This window comes from Actibacterium sp. EMB200-NS6 (assembly GCF_001305615.1).
In the GTDB taxonomy this organism is placed as follows: domain Bacteria; phylum Pseudomonadota; class Alphaproteobacteria; order Rhodobacterales; family Rhodobacteraceae; genus Actibacterium_A; species Actibacterium_A naphthalenivorans.
This window is the reverse complement of the sequence record NZ_CP010869.1, coordinates 2027755-2042031: the sequence shown is the minus strand read 5'-3', so window position 1 is coordinate 2042031 and position 14277 is coordinate 2027755. Positions and strand designations below refer to the sequence as shown.

The 14277-nt window shown below is 65.1% G+C and carries 15 protein-coding genes and 1 tRNA gene; 8 read left to right on the top strand and 8 right to left on the bottom strand.

Annotation, left to right across the window (positions count from 1 at the left end; genetic code table 11):
- The first annotated feature begins 17 nt into the window (after positions 1 to 17).
- Positions 18 to 614 carry a rhodanese-like domain-containing protein gene (locus TQ29_RS09935; RefSeq protein WP_054539027.1) on the top strand — a complete coding sequence of 199 codons (597 nt, stop codon included), beginning with the start codon at positions 18 to 20 and terminating at the stop codon, positions 612 to 614.
- 4 nt (positions 615 to 618) lie between these two features.
- Here TQ29_RS09935 and TQ29_RS09930 read toward each other — a convergent pair whose 3' ends face one another.
- Complete coding sequence (locus TQ29_RS09930; RefSeq protein WP_054539026.1) at positions 619 to 1263, bottom strand: hypothetical protein; 645 nt, start codon at positions 1261 to 1263, stop codon at positions 619 to 621.
- 149 nt (positions 1264 to 1412) lie between these two features.
- On the opposite strand from TQ29_RS09930, the gene parA reads away from it, so the two are divergent.
- From parA to TQ29_RS09915, 3 genes are all read left to right on the top strand, one after another.
- Positions 1413 to 2042 (top strand): ParA family partition ATPase, encoded by a 630-nt coding sequence (parA, locus tag TQ29_RS09925; protein ID WP_037208181.1) that lies wholly within the window; start codon positions 1413 to 1415, stop codon positions 2040 to 2042.
- A gap of 86 nt (positions 2043 to 2128) precedes the next feature.
- Positions 2129 to 2536, top strand: a complete 408-nt coding sequence (locus TQ29_RS09920) for a universal stress protein (protein WP_054539025.1) — start codon at positions 2129 to 2131, stop codon at positions 2534 to 2536.
- A gap of 27 nt (positions 2537 to 2563) precedes the next feature.
- Positions 2564 to 2884, top strand: coding sequence for an antibiotic biosynthesis monooxygenase (locus TQ29_RS09915; protein ID WP_037208175.1), 321 nt, complete (start codon positions 2564 to 2566; stop codon positions 2882 to 2884).
- 8 nt (positions 2885 to 2892) lie between these two features.
- Here the strand turns inward: TQ29_RS09915 and TQ29_RS09910 are convergent, their stop codons facing one another.
- On the bottom strand, positions 2893 to 3216 hold the full coding sequence (locus tag TQ29_RS09910) for a DUF1992 domain-containing protein (RefSeq protein ID WP_054540395.1): 324 nt from the start codon (positions 3214 to 3216) through the stop codon (positions 2893 to 2895).
- A gap of 83 nt (positions 3217 to 3299) precedes the next feature.
- A complete protein-coding gene (uvrB, locus tag TQ29_RS09905; RefSeq protein ID WP_054539024.1) occupies positions 3300 to 5495 on the bottom strand; it encodes an excinuclease ABC subunit UvrB in 2196 nt (731 codons plus the stop codon).
- 132 nt (positions 5496 to 5627) lie between these two features.
- Between uvrB and TQ29_RS09900 the strand changes: the two genes are divergently transcribed.
- The 4 genes from TQ29_RS09900 (at position 5628) to TQ29_RS09885 (ending at position 9712) form a co-directional block, all read left to right on the top strand.
- Positions 5628 to 5939 (top strand): ETC complex I subunit, encoded by a 312-nt coding sequence (locus TQ29_RS09900; RefSeq protein WP_054539023.1) that lies wholly within the window; start codon positions 5628 to 5630, stop codon positions 5937 to 5939.
- 44 nt (positions 5940 to 5983) lie between these two features.
- Positions 5984 to 6060: transfer RNA gene (locus tag TQ29_RS09895), tRNA-Arg, on the top strand.
- A gap of 536 nt (positions 6061 to 6596) precedes the next feature.
- The gene (locus tag TQ29_RS09890; protein WP_054540394.1) at positions 6597 to 7580 is read left to right on the top strand and encodes a glycosyltransferase family 2 protein; all 984 of its coding nucleotides are present in this window, start codon (positions 6597 to 6599) and stop codon (positions 7578 to 7580) included.
- Positions 7577 to 9712, top strand: coding sequence for a hypothetical protein (locus TQ29_RS09885; protein WP_054539022.1), 2136 nt, complete (start codon positions 7577 to 7579; stop codon positions 9710 to 9712). Before TQ29_RS09890 ends, TQ29_RS09885 begins: the two co-directional genes overlap by 4 nt.
- A gap of 8 nt (positions 9713 to 9720) precedes the next feature.
- On the opposite strand, the gene TQ29_RS09880 is transcribed toward TQ29_RS09885, so the two are convergent.
- Genes TQ29_RS09880 through rfbF form a run of 5 tightly spaced genes read right to left on the bottom strand, consistent with a single transcriptional unit; the run spans position 9721 to position 14124 of the window.
- Positions 9721 to 10119: a GtrA family protein gene (locus TQ29_RS09880; protein WP_052071387.1), complete on the bottom strand. Its 399-nt coding sequence runs from the start codon at positions 10117 to 10119 to the stop codon at positions 9721 to 9723.
- A complete protein-coding gene (locus tag TQ29_RS09875; protein ID WP_054539021.1) occupies positions 10116 to 11018 on the bottom strand; it encodes an NAD(P)-dependent oxidoreductase in 903 nt (300 codons plus the stop codon). Before TQ29_RS09875 ends, TQ29_RS09880 begins: the two co-directional genes overlap by 4 nt.
- Positions 11019 to 11031: 13 nt before the next feature.
- Positions 11032 to 12276 carry a class I SAM-dependent methyltransferase gene (locus TQ29_RS09870; protein ID WP_054539020.1) on the bottom strand — a complete coding sequence of 415 codons (1245 nt, stop codon included), beginning with the start codon at positions 12274 to 12276 and terminating at the stop codon, positions 11032 to 11034.
- Between the two features lies 1 nt (position 12277).
- Entirely contained in the window at positions 12278 to 13354 is a 1077-nt protein-coding gene (gene rfbG, locus TQ29_RS09865) for a CDP-glucose 4,6-dehydratase (protein WP_054539019.1), read from the bottom strand.
- Positions 13351 to 14124, bottom strand: a complete 774-nt coding sequence (gene rfbF / locus TQ29_RS09860) for a glucose-1-phosphate cytidylyltransferase (protein WP_037208156.1) — start codon at positions 14122 to 14124, stop codon at positions 13351 to 13353. Before rfbF ends, rfbG begins: the two co-directional genes overlap by 4 nt.
- Between the last annotated feature and the right edge of the window lie 153 nt (positions 14125 to 14277).

The window sequence follows — 14277 nt, the reverse complement described above, 5'->3', positions numbered from 1 at the left end:
GAATTGAGGAGGATGTCATGCGAATTTTGGCAGCATGTGCGGCATTTCTGCTTCTGGCCCTGCCGGGGCAGGCGGAGGAGCTGAAGGTGATGATCGGCAGGGATCTGCCGCAGGTGGTGGTGCAAACGCCCGACGGGCCGGTCACGATCATGCGCGAACAGGACAGCGCGAACGAGGTGACGGGAGAGTGGGCGCGCACTTCGCGCGACTGTCCGCCGTTCTGCATCCAGCCGATGACGCCCGCCGAAGGGGTCACGACGATCGGCGAGCTGGAGCTGCTGGAGATGCTGCAGGACCCCGAGGCGCTGGTGATCGACAGCCGCACCCGTGATTGGTATCTGCGCGGCACAATCCCCGGCGGGCGGCCCATCCCCTATACCGAGATACTGGACCGGCTGGGTGATCTGGGCTGCGAGGCCGATTTCGATGGCTGGGATTGCAGCGCGGCCAAACGCGTGGCGCTGTTCTGCAACGGGCTGTGGTGCGGGCAATCGCCGACCGCGATCCGCAGCATGGTGGGCGCGGGCTATCCGCCGGAGCGGATCTTTTACTACCGTGGCGGGATGCAAAGCTGGCGGATGCTGGGGCTGACGGTGATGACGCCCGGCGGCTGACCGGCTAGAACGCCAGCCAGGTGCCCAGTTTGATGGCCAGCGGATCGTGCCCCACGGCGCCGGCGCTGAGCCCGAGTTCCACGAACGCCCGGCTGTTCATCCGGTGAACGTAAGACGGCACCACCCGCAGATAGGGCGTGGCATCGGGGTAATCGCCGGCCTGCAGTTGCACGATCAGCAGCGCATCCCGGGCGGTGCGCAGCCCGAACGTCGTATCGGCTTTCAGAACCGGGGTCGTGCTGCTTTCGCGCAGTTCCGCCAGCGTATCGACCGAGACCCAGCCCTGGCCCCAGCGCGTTGCCACGCCGCGCCCCCAGGACAGGCCGGGGCGAAAGGTGAGCGCGCCCTCCGACGTGCCAAGCCCCAGTTCGGCCGCCAGACGGTTCGGCCCCTCGGCCCGGTCGAGCCGGTGGCGCAGGAACAGCACGCCCTGCCGGTCCGCCTCTTCGTTCTGGCCGGCGTCGAGGCCGAGGGTCAGCGCCGGCCGCAGCCCGTATTCCAGCAGGACCGAGGCATAATCGCCATCCCCGTCAATCGCGGCGGTCTGCGAGAAAGACAGGAACACCTCCCCCTCGTCGCGCAGCCATGCCCCGGCGGGGATGTCCGTTGCCCACATGAGCAGGGCCAGAAGGGGCAGTATTGCGCGCATGACGATCTCCCGCGTACCAGTCTGGGGCGCGGTTGGTTAACGTAGGGTTAATCCGCCTTTCCGGGCGCTAACCGGGCATGCTGCGTCATTAAGGGGTGCGAATCTGGCCGGACCCTGACATTCTGCGCTGCAGCATCGAAGGACATGCCATGACAGGCCGGATTATCACGATCGCGCAACAAAAGGGCGGAAGCGGAAAAACCACGCTGGCGGCCAATCTGGCCGTGGCCTTCACCCGCCAGGGTCTGCGCGTCGCGCTTCTGGACACCGATCCGCAGGGCAGCCTCGGCCGCTGGTTCATGGCCCGCGCCGAACGGCTGGGTGATCCCGGCATGGCGCTGTCCACCGCCTCGGCCTGGGGGGTGGGGTATGAGACCGGCAAGCTGGCGGGAGACCACGACATCGTGCTGGTGGACACGCCGCCCAAGGCCGACAGTGATCTGCGCCCGGCGCTGCGCGGCGCGCAACTGGTGCTGGTGCCGGTGGCCATGTCGCAGGTCGATCTGTGGGCGACCGAAGGGGTGCTGGATCTGGCCCGCCGGGAAGGGCGCCCGACGATGCTGATCCTCAACCGCACCCGCGCCGGCACCAAGCTGAACGCCGAAGTCGCGGGCAAGGCCGCCGAGCTGGACGCGGGCCTGGCCGAGGCGGTTCTGGGCAACCGCGTGACCTTCGCCGAAACCCTGGGCCTTGGCCTGGGCGTGCTGGAGGCCGGGCGCAAAAGCAGCGCCGCGGCCGAGGTCGAAGCGCTGGCGCAAGAGGTGCTCGCCGCGGTCTGAGCCGGTTTCGGCAACCTGACCTGCGTCAAGGTGGCGCGCCCGTTGTCGTGCCAGTCTGGCCGGAGCACAACAGGAGGCTGCACCCGATGTACCACCATATTATCGTTCCCATCGCGCTGGATCACGGCCCGAACACCGCAACCGCACTACAGATCGCCCGCGCGCTGTTGGCCGATGACGGGAAAATCACCGCGCTTCACGTGATCGAAGCGGTTCCGTCCTACGTGGCGCAATACCTGCCCGAGGGACAGGAAGAGAAAACGCGCGACGCGGTTCAGACCGCTCTGGTCGCCGAACTGGGGGGTGTGATCGATGTGAAGCCCGCCGTCGTGACCGGCCATGCGGGCCGGACCATCGTGGAATATGCGCAGGAACATGGCGTCGACTGCATCGTCATCGCCTCTCACCGGCCGGGGCTTCAGGACTATTTCCTCGGCTCCACCGCTGCCCGCGTGGTGCGCCATGCGACCTGCGCGGTACATGTGGTACGCTAGCCCATCGCGGGTTCAAGGGAGGATCGGATGCCGACGATTTCAAAAGGCGCGGCGCTGCAGACGGTGATCACCACCTTCGAGGTGACGCCCGGCACATGCCAGGACATTCTCGACGAGCTGGTGGACGCCTATGAGGCGGTCATCTCGAAACAGCCGGGGTTCATCGGCGCGGGCCTGCATGTGAACGACGCGCAGACGCGCATCGCCAATTATTCGCAATGGGAAAAGCGCGAGGATTTTCAGGCCATGCTGCGCACCGAGGAGATGCGGGTGCGCAACCGGCGGATCAACGCGCTGTGCAAGGGGTTCGAGCCGGTGATGTATGACGTGGCCGGGGTGTTCGGCTAGGGGCGCCGTCAGCGGGTGCTGTAGAACTTTCGCCGCGCCTCTTCCTGAATGGCGCGCTTTTGTTGCAGATCGGCAAAGGCCGCCATTGCACGTTTGCGTTCGGCGGGGTCGGTTGTGGCGGCCAGCTTTTGTGCCTGGGCCTTCAGGGCCTTGCGCAGTTCCACCTCCTGCGGCAGGGCGCCGGCCTCTGCCATGATGCGAAACCCGGCCGCTTCGGCGAAATCGCCATGGCCGGGCGGGGGCAGGGGTTTGCCCGCGCCCTCGAGGTTGTCGAACTGGCCTTCGGCCTGGGCCTTGCGAATCTGGTGTTCAGAGAGCTTTGACCATTTCATGGCAAAAACCATAGCACGGCGCGCGCGGCGGCGGAATTGGCGCGATGGTGCTCACGCCCGCGTTTCGGTTTCCCCGAAACGACCTACCGCCCCCGCCGCTTGACGCCGCCTCTCTGCCCGGGCCTTCCCGCCGTTGACCGCCCGCGCGCATTTACGGCGGCGTCGCTGGCCGCCTCCACCGCCGATTGCCGCGCCAGCGGGTCGTCGGAGATCGCGAGATCCACCGCCTCCAGCCGTTTGACCTCGTCGCGGAGCCTTGCGGCCTCTTCGAATTCCAGGTTCTCGGCGGCCTTGCGCATCGCCGCCCGAAGCCCGTCCAGATGCGCCTCGAGGTTGGCGCCGTGCAGGGGCTTGTCGACCGTGGCGGTGACGCGGTTCATATCCACATCGCCCTTGTAGAGGCCGGCCAGAATATCCTCGACGTTCTTCTTGACGGTCGCGGGGGTGATGCCATGCTCCAGGTTATAGGCCATCTGCTTTTCGCGGCGCCGGTCGGTTTCGCTGATGGCGCGCTCCATCGAGCCGGTGATGCGGTCGGCATAGAGGATGACCCGCCCCTCGGCGTTACGCGCCGCGCGCCCTATGGTCTGGATCAGCGAGGTTTCCGAGCGCAGGAAGCCCTCCTTGTCGGCGTCCAGAATGGCGACGAGGCCGCATTCGGGGATATCCAGCCCCTCGCGCAGCAGGTTGATGCCGATCAGCACGTCGAAGGCGCCCAGCCGCAGGTCGCGCAGGATCTCGATCCGTTCGATCGTGTCGATGTCGGAATGCATGTAGCGGACCTTGATGCCCTGTTCGTGCAGGTATTCGGTCAGGTCTTCGGCCATGCGTTTGGTCAGCGTGGTGACCAGCGTGCGGAAGCCATCGGCGGTGACCTTGCGGATCTCGTCCAGCAGGTCGTCCACCTGCATCTCGACGGGGCGGATCTCGACCTGCGGATCCAGCAGCCCGGTGGGGCGGATCACCTGTTCGGTGAAGACGCCGCCGGTCTGCTCGATTTCCCACTTGGCGGGGGTCGCCGATACGAACACCGATTGCGGGCGCATCGCGTCCCATTCCTCGAACTTCAGGGGGCGGTTATCCATGCAGCTGGGCAGCCGGAAGCCGTGTTCGGCCAGCGTCATCTTGCGGCGGAAGTCGCCCTTGTACATGCCGCCGATCTGCGGCACCGAGACGTGGGATTCATCGGCGAAGACAATGGCATGATCGGGGATGAATTCGAAAAGGGTAGGGGGCGGCTCGCCCGGGGCGCGGCCGGTCAGATAGCGCGAATAGTTCTCGATCCCGTTGCACACGCCGGTCGCCTCGAGCATCTCCAGATCGAAATTGGTGCGCTGTTCCAGCCGCTGCGCCTCCAGCAGCTTGCCCTCGTTCACGAGCTGGTCAAGCCGGGTGCGCAGTTCTTTCCGGATGCCGATGATCGCCTGTTTCATCGTCGGTTTCGGGGTCACGTAATGCGAGTTCGCATAGATGCGGATGCGGTCGAATGTATCCGTTTTCGAACCTGTCAGCGGGTCAAACTCCGTTATCGCCTCCAGTTCCTCGCCAAAAAACGACAATTTCCAGGCGCGGTCTTCAAGGTGGGCGGGCCAGATTTCAAGGCTGTCGCCGCGCACGCGGAAACTGCCGCGCTGAAAGGCTGCGTCGTTGCGGCGATAGGCCTGGGCGATGAGATCGGCCATCACCTTGCGCTGGTCATATTCCTGCCCCACGATCAGATCCTGCGTCATCGCGCCGTAGGTCTCGACCGACCCGATGCCGTAGATACACGAGACAGACGCCACGATGATCACGTCATCACGCTCCAGCAGGGCGCGGGTGGCCGAATGGCGCATCCGGTCGATCTGCTCGTTGATCTGGGATTCTTTCTCGATATAGGTGTCAGACCGCGCGACATAGGCCTCGGGCTGGTAATAATCATAGTAGCTGACGAAATATTCCACGGCATTGTCGGGGAAAAAGCCCTTGAACTCGCCGTAGAGCTGGGCCGCCAGCGTCTTGTTCGGGGCCAGGATGATGGCGGGGCGCTGGGTTTCCTCGATCACCTTGGCCATGGTGAAGGTCTTGCCGGTGCCGGTGGCGCCCAGCAGCACCTGATCCCGCTCGCCATTGTTCACGCCGGCCGAAAGCTCGGCGATCGCCGTGGGCTGATCACCGGCGGCGGTGAAATCGGTCTTCATCACAAAGCGCTTGCCGCCTTCCAGCTTGGGGCGGGACTTCACATCCGGCGCGGGCGCGTGCAGCACCGGGGCGGATTTGTCGGAATGGGCATAGGGCATGGGCGAATCCTCTGGCGGCTCTTCACATTTGATCCGTTTTTGTTCCGGTTCAAGGGCGCGTGCGGTGGTTTCGCCTCTTGCGCGGGCTTCCGGGATTTCCGATAAAAGCACCACAGCATGAGGGAGAGCGCCATGCAGGCCCGTATCTATCAGCCCGCGAGAACCGCGATGCAGTCCGGCACTGCCAGGACCCGCCACTGGGTGCTGGAGTTCGCCCCGGCCAGCCCGCGTTCGGTGGACCCGCTGATGGGCTGGACCAGCTCGTCCGACACGCAGGCGCAGGTGCGGCTGCGGTTCGACAGCAAGGAGGCCGCGCTGGACTATGCGCAGGAGCATGGCATCGACGCGATCGTGCTGGAGCCGAAAAAGCGCAAGCCCAACATCCGCCCCCGCGGCTATGGCGAGAATTTCGCGACCGAGCGGCGCACGGTCTGGACGCACTGAAGACTTGCCTTTACCGGGGCTCTCGCGCAAAACGCGTGGCATGCGGTCCCGTAGCTCAACTGGATAGAGCACCTGACTTCTAATCAGGATGTTGAGGGTTCGAGTCCTTCCGGGATCGCCAGCACCTGAACGACCTTGGGGTCCACAGAGCTTGGCAATCAGCTTTGCCGTGCCATGGCCGTCGCGCGGCTATATCGCAGGTGACGGGCGCGGCCGGGCTTGACCTGTGCGCAAGAAGATGGGATTTTTTGCCAAAGGGGCGGCGTTGCGTTCCTTGAATTATATCATAGCCAGCATTTTGCCAGCCAAACAGCTTTTGAACCGCTTCAGATAAGCCTCTGGGCTTGTCGCTATTTGTCAGATCACAGGGCGGAACCCTGTATATTGCGGCCACAGCCCCTTTCGGGCCGGTGCTGGGCCGACGGGACGGTGACGGAATGTATGCGTTTCGGGCAGAGCCAGCCATGCGGTTTCGGAATGAAACAGCCCTGTCGGCGACTCGAGTCCTCCCGCCACCGTGCCAGCGATCTGATCGGAACCAGACACACGCTCCCATCATAGCTCCGGCGCCCGGCCGGTATTCCCGCGCGCGGGGCGAGGCCCTCCTGATTGCAATCCGGCCGCGTTTCCGGCCCTCGGATGAACAAAGAGTTTGACGTGAAAACCATTTCGGTCATTTCCCCCTGCTTCAACGAAGAAGACAACGTCGCGGCCTGTCATGCCGCGGTGAGAGAGATTTTCGAACGCGAGCTTCCGGGCTACCATCGGCAGCACATCTTTGTGGACAATGCGTCTTCGGACAGAACCGTAGAGATATTGCGCGAGATCGCCGCCAGCGATCCCGATGTCAGCGTTATCGTGAATTCGCGGAACTACGGCGTCTTTCGCTCCACTTTCAACGGGCTGCGCCATGCCACGGGCGATGCGATCCTAGTGATGCTGCCGGTCGATCTGCAGGACCCGCCGGAGCTTTTGCCGGAATTCGTCCAGCTTTGGGAAAGCGGGTATGATATCGTGGCCGGCGCGCGCTCCGACCGCGAGGAATCGCTTGTTCTGCGGGGGTGTCGCTGGGCGTTCTACCGCATCGTCAACAGCCTGTCCGATTTCGAGATTTCACCGGATGTCGGAGAGTTTCAGCTGATCGACCGCAAGGTGCTGGAGGCGGTGCTGAAGCATGAGGATCATTACCCCTATATCCGCGGCATCATCGCGTCGGTCGGGTTCAAGAAAATCATCCGCCCTTATACCTGGAAGGCCCGCAAGCGGGGCATTTCCAAGCATAATGTGTTCATGCTGGTCGATCAGGCGCTGAACGGCATCTTCGCCTTCACCCGCGCGCCGCTGCGGATGTGCACCTTCGCCGGCATCGCGATTTCGATCTTGTGCGTGCTGTTCGCGCTGTTTTCCGTGATCGCCTATTTCCTGTCCGATACCGCCGCACCACGCGGGACGACGACCATCATCGTGGCGCTGTTCTTTCTGTCGGGCATTCAGCTTTTCTTCATCGGGATGCTGGGGGAATACGTGACCTCGATCCACAGCCAGGTCCGCCGCGGGCCTTTGGTGATCGAGAAAGAGACGATCAACGTCGCGGGCGCCGAGGCGGGGCGCGCGCCTCGCTCCGTCGGGGCAAAGGCATGAACGCCGGGCGCGAGCAGGCCGGGGTCGCCGACCGCCGGCTTCTGCCTACAGCCCTGTTCGGAGTTGCCGCGCTTGCTGCCTTTGGCGCCGCCGTCGCCGGCGGCGGCACGCCGGACAAGGGCACCTGGTTCGCGCTGTGCGTCTTGCTGGGCTGCACGCTGGGTTTCGCGTTTGCACGGCTTGATGCGCCGCGGGCAGGGGCCCTTACGGCGCTGCTGTTCGCGGGCGGCGCGGCGCAGCTTCTGGTGACCGATCCGGGGTGGTATCAGTTCATTCACCTTTCCCCCGACGGTATCGCCGAGGCATGCCTGTTCGCGCTGATCGCCGCGCAGGGTGTGCTGTCGCTGCTGGCGGTGGTGATGGTGGCCGGACGCGATCGGCTGCAAAAGGTGATAGGCGCATTCGGCCTGTTCAGACTCGTGTCACTGTTCGTGCTCAGCGGGCTCTTTACCGTATCCATCATGGGGTTCATGTGGCGCGGCGATTATCTGGGCTATCTGCTTCATCTCGTTGCGGGTGGTATTTTCGCGGGGATCGGCCTGCTGAACGTGTTGGCGATCGTCACGTCCCCCGATCTGCCGCAGCTCGCCCCCGGCCCGCGCATGGCGGAGCGTCTTTCACACGCCGTTCCGGTGGTGGCACCCCTCGTGCTGTTCATGGCGGCGGTGGCGCTGTCCTGGCTGGCTTTCGAAGGCATCCCGATCGTCGAGGATGAAACCGCCTATCTGTTTCAGGCGCACACCTTCGCGGGCGGGGCGGTGATGGCGCCGCCACTGCCCGCAGGCACCGCGCCCGCCTTCGAATACTACCTTTTGCAGCCGGACGGCCGCGGCTGGTACGCGGTGACGGCGCCGGGCTGGCCGGCCGTGCTTGCGATCGGGGTGCTGCTTGGCGCCCCGACGTTGATCAACCCGTTGCTTGGCGGGCTGTCGGTCTGGCTTGGCCACGGGTTCTGGAAACGTGTCGGCGGGCGCGGGCAGGCCGATCTTGCCGCGCTGCTGATGGCCGCGTCGCCCTGGCTGCTCGGGATGTCGGCGTCTCTCATGACCCATCCGCTGTGCCTGGCGCTGACGCTCGGCGCCTGGCTGCTGCTCGCCATCGCGCGCGACCGGGCCGATAGCGGGGCAACGGGCGTGACGGCCCTGGCCTTTGCGGCGGGGCTTTTCATGGGATGGCTGTTTCTGACGCGTGCCCTTGAAGGCGTGCTGCTGGGGGGGCTGAGCGGGATCTGGCTGTTGTGGCGCTTCGGGCAGCGGCGGCGCTACGGGCCGGTTTTCGGCTATGCCCTGGGCTGTATCGCGACCGGGGCGCTGTTGTTCCCCTATAACATGGTTTTCACCGGGCACCCGCTCGCGACGCCGCAAACCGTTTATCTGGCCGCGCTCTGGGGCGCGGGGGCGAATGCGTTCGGTTTTGGCAAGGATATCGGGCCGCCGGGCGGCTGGGGCACGCTGGACCTGTGGCATGGCCATTCCTTTGCCGAGGGTCTGATCAACCTGACCAACGGCCTCGGCTCTCTGAATTTCGAGCTGTTCGGCTGGACCTGCGGATCGCTGATTCTGATCTGGTGCTATCTGCTCTGGGCGCGGCCGCAGCGGCCCGACCGTCTTATGCTGATTGTCGCGGCCAGCGTTGTCGGCCTGCATTTTTTCTACTGGTTCACGGCGACCTTCTATATCGGCCCGCGCTATTGGTTCGGTGCGTTTTTCGCCTTCGTCATCCTGTCGGTGGCGGGCGCCTCGGGGGTCATCGACCGGCTGCAGGGCGCGGGCTTCGCCGTCGCGCGGCACCGGATCGTGACGGCGATCGTGATTTGTTGCCTGTTCGGCGGCATCGTCACCACCAGCTGGCGCGGGGGAGAGCGTTACAGCACCCGGGCGGGGCTCGGGCGGCTTATCGCGGCCTATCAGATGCCCGAGGCGCCGGAGATCGGGCCGGAGGGGGCCATCGTCTTCCTGCCCTGCCAAGAGCTTGCGGAAGCGGCCATGTACCGGAATGACCCCTATCTGCGGCCGGGGCGCACGATCTATGCGCTCGACCGTGGCGCCGCCGGGAACGAGGCGTTGCTGGGCGCGTTTCCCGATCGCACGCCGGTGGTCGCCACGACCCTGCGCCGGGAATGCAGCGAATAGCGGCGGCGTCAGGCGGGACGCGGGCGCATGACGAAAGAGACCAGAACGAATGTCAGAACCGCCGCCAGCGGTGTCAGCAGCGCCTGTGCCGTCAGCGGTGAAAGGCCGGCGCGGATCACGCCATGCAGGACATAGGCGTTCAACAGGTAAACGGCGATGTAACATGCGGCATAGGCCGGAAGCCGGGAAAACCCGCCGACGCGAAAGACAAACCGCGCGGTGGTGAAGTAATTCCACAAAACCCCCACGAAGAAGGAAAGGAACAGCGCCGGTTGCGGCGGCGTTCCGATCAGGATCAGCGCGGCGTAAAGCCCGTAGCCGAACAGCGTGTTGATCAGCCCCACCAGCACGAAGCGGGCGAAACGCCGGATCGTCTGATGGCGCGCGGCGCTGGCGATCCGTTTCATGGCGTATCCTGCCGCCACCGGGCGATCGTATCGGCGATGCCGGTTTCAAGGTCGAAGGCGGGCTTGAACCCCAGCGCGCCCAGCCGCGCGACATCGCCGACCAGAACCGCCGGATCATCCGCCGCGCGGGGCAACGCCCCCAAAACGGGCAGATCGGGGCGGCCCATCTGCCGGGCCGCTGTCCGCACGAGGTCGCGCACGGCGATGGCTTTGCCGCTGGCGATGTTCACTGCGCCCTCGATGCCCGCGCCCGCGACCAGCGTCAGGGCGCGGGCCACATCGGCGGCATGCAGATAGTCGCGTTGCTGCAGGCCATCGGTGCAGCGCACGGGCACCCCCTGTGCCAGCCCCTCCAGCAGATCGCTGATCAGCCGCCCCTTCGGTTCGCCCGGACCATAGCAAAAGAAAATCCGCGCCTCGGCCACCGAAATCCCCAGCGCCGCCTGCGCAGCCCGGAGCAGCCCGCCGGTCGCGGCCTTCGCCGCGCCGTACAGGCTGGCCGGGTTCAGCGGGGTCGTCGCCTCGGACAGGACCGGCGCGCGCCAGTCATATTCGGCGCAGCTTCCGGCGAAGATCAGCCGCTCTCCGCCGCCCGCCGCGAAGGCGCGCGTCAGCGAAAGGGTGGCTGTCGCCCAATCCAGATTGGATAGTGATGTCCAGCGATCGCGCGGCCCGTCATGCCACGCCAGATGCAGCATATGGCTGGCCGCCGCACCCCGCACCGCCGCCCCGGCCGCCGTGATATCCAGCAGGTCGCATTGCAGGCTGCGCGTGATATGGGGCTGCGGCCGGGCCTGCCGCCCGATGGCCACCACCTCCCACCCGGCATCGGCGAGGGCACGGGTGCAATGCCGGCCGATAAAACCGTTCGCGCCGGTCACGAGGATGCGTTGCGCCATACCGGGCCGCCCTTCAGCCGATTACGGTGATCTTGGGAACCGCGGTGACGAACCGCACACCCTTCTGCCGCAGATCATCCAGCTGCGCGACGATCTCCTCCCGGATGTTCCACGGCAATATCAGGATATCATCCGGCGGGGTCCGGGACAGCGCCTCGACCGGGCGCACCGGGATACGGCTGCCGGGCAGAAGCGTGTTCTGCTTGGCCGGATTCCGGTCCACCACATAGTCGATCAACTCGGGGCCGACCCCGCAATAGTTCAGCAGCGTGTTGCCCTTGGCCGCCGCGCCATAGGCCGCCACGCGCCGGCCTTCGGTCTTTGCCGCCCTCAGATAGGCCAGCAGCCCGTCGCGCACCGCCTGAACACGTGCCTCGAACCCTTCATAGCCTTCGGGCCGGTCCAGCCGCGCCGCGTGTTCCGCCTGACGCACCGCCGCGACGGCCGGCTGTTCCGCCCGGCCCGAAGCCGCGCGGCAGGCATAAACCCGAAGCGAGCCGCCATGGGTCGGCAGGGCTTCCACATCGAACACCCGCAGGCCCGCATCGGCGAAAATGCCTTCGACCGCGACGAGGGAAAGATAGGAATAATGTTCGTGATAGATCGTGTCGAACTGCACATCCCGGATCAGATTGGCCAGATGCGGGAATTCGACCGTGTAAACCGCATCCTCCGACAAAAGCGTGGCCACGCCGGCGACGAAATCGTTGATGTCGGGCACATGCGCCAGCACATTGGCCGAACAGATCAGATCGGGCCGGATGCCCTCGGCGACCAGCGCATCCGCCAGCGCCTTGCCGAAGAAATCGACACGGGTGGGGATGCCCCTGGCCTCGGCCACGGCGGCCACGTTCGCCGCCGGTTCGACGCCAAGCACGGGGATTCCCTGCGCCGCGAAATATTGCAGCAGATAACCGTCATTCGACGCGATCTCGAGCACCAGAGAGGAAGGCCCGAGACCGAACCGCCCGGTGGCGGCTTCGGCGTAATCGCGACAATGCGCCAGCCAGCTATCCGAAAAGGACGAGAAATAGGCATAGTCCTGATTGAAGATCTCCGCCGCCGGAACGACGTCATCGACCTGCACCAGAAGGCATTCATCGCAGACCCGCGCATGCAGCGGGTACATCGGGTCGGGCACGCCCGCCCGTTCCGGCGGGACGTAGGAATTGGCCAGCGGCGACAGGCCGAGGTCGACAAGGCTGCGCGTCAGCGGGGCGCCGCAATGCCGGCATTTCGGGGGCGGGAGTGCCGTCATGTCATATACCTTTTTGCGTGAAGGCCCGAATCTGCTGGCGTGTCACGTCGGCGGCCTGCGCGCCCGCGGCCCAACGGGCGTACCAATCCGCCGTCATGGAAAGCGTTTGCGAAAAGTCGAGAGTGGGCGTCCAGCCCAGTTGCCGCTGTGCCTTGCTGGCGTCCAGGCGAAGAATTCTGGCCTCATGCGGGGCGTTGGGGTTTTCGACAACCTCCAGCCGGCCCCGCCCCAGCGTTTCGACCAGGCCCCGGGCAAGCGCGATCACGGGCCGTTCGTTTTCCGCGCCGGGGCCGAAATTCCAGCCGCTGTCAAAGCCTTCCTCGCCGGAGTGCAGCTTTTCGGCCAGTGCCATATACCCGGCCAGCGGTTCCAGAACATGCTGCCACGGGCGGATCGAGCGGGGCGCGCGGATGACGGCGCGCTGTTCAGGCCCCAGACAGCCGCGGATGATGTCGGGCACCAGCCGGTCTTCGGACCAGTCGCCGCCGCCGATCACGTTTCCGGCCCGCACCGTGGCGATCCGGGCAGGGTGGCCTTCGGGCGCATGGGGTTGGAAAAAGCTCTGACGCATCGCGGCGGCGGCTATTTCCGCGCACCCCTTGGAGGCGGAATAGGGGTCGCGCCCGCCGAACCTGTCCGCTTCGGTGTAGGGCTCGGCGCGCTCGAGGTTTTCATAGCATTTGTCGGAGGTGGCGATAACGACCGCCCGCACCGACGGCGCCCGGGCGACGGCCTGCAGCAAGGACACCACGCCCAGTACATTGGCGGCAAAGGTTTCGACCGGAAGGTGATAGGACCGGCGCACAAGCGATTGCGCCGCGAAGTGAAACACGATTTCCGGCCTGTCACGGGCCAGTGCCGCGTCCAGCGCGGCCTCGTCGTTGATGTCGGCGATGGTCTGGGCGATGCGGTCGTCCAGCGCCAGCAAGGACCACAGATTGGGCAGGCCTTCGGGGGCAAGGGCAAAGCCGCTGATGTGCGCCTTCAGCATGTCGAGCCAGGCCGCAAGCCAAGCCCCCTTGAACCCGGTATGTCCGGTGATCAAAACGCGGCGATCCTGCCAGAAGTCAGGTGTCATTGCCAAAGCTTCCAGGGGGCCTGGCCGCTGTCCCACAGCTCGTTCAGGTAATTCGCGTCGCGCAGCGTGTCCATCGGCTGCCAGAACCCGGAATGGCGGTGGGCCTGCAACTGATCCGTCTCGGCAAGGGTGCGCAGCGGCTCATGCTCCCACACGGTCTGATCCGAGGGCAGAAGCTCGGCCACCGTGGGCGACAGAACAAAGAAGCCGCCGTTGATCAGCCCGCCTTCGCCCACGGGTTTTTCCGAAAAGGTCGTGACCGTCTCGCCGGCAAGTTCAAGCTGGCCGAACCGGCGCGGCGGCGGCACGGCGGTCACGGTGGCGGCTTTGCCATGGGCGCGGTGAAAGGCGACAAGTTCGGTGATGTTCACATCGGCGACACCGTCGCCATAGGTCAGGCAGAAGGCGTCTTCGCCCTGCAGCAGATGCATCACCCGCCGCAGACGGCCGCCGGTCATGCTGTCCTCGCCGGTGTCGACCAGCGTCACCCGCCAGGGTTCCGCGTGGTTCTGAATGATCTCGGTGCGGCCATTGGCCAGGTCGAAGACGGCATCGCTGACGTGAAGATGATAGTTCGCGAAATATTCCTTGATCACATATCCCTTGTAGCCAAGGCATATGATGAAATCGGTGACGCCCCAATGGCCGTAGATCTTCATGATATGCCAAAGGATCGGTCGGCCTCCGATCTGAACCATCGGCTTGGGAATGCGCGTGGTTTCTTCGCTCAGGCGGGTTCCGTAGCCGCCTGCCAGAATTACACATTTCACGATTTCACCCTCAAAAACAGTCGTGGGAAAAGCAGTGGTCCTATGTCTGAAAACTTAACGCCATTCCTTGTTGAAAAAAAGACAATTGGGGGGCGAAACAGGTGAAACCGGTGCGATCAATCCGCAATGACCGCAAGATCGGCGGGGGCCGTG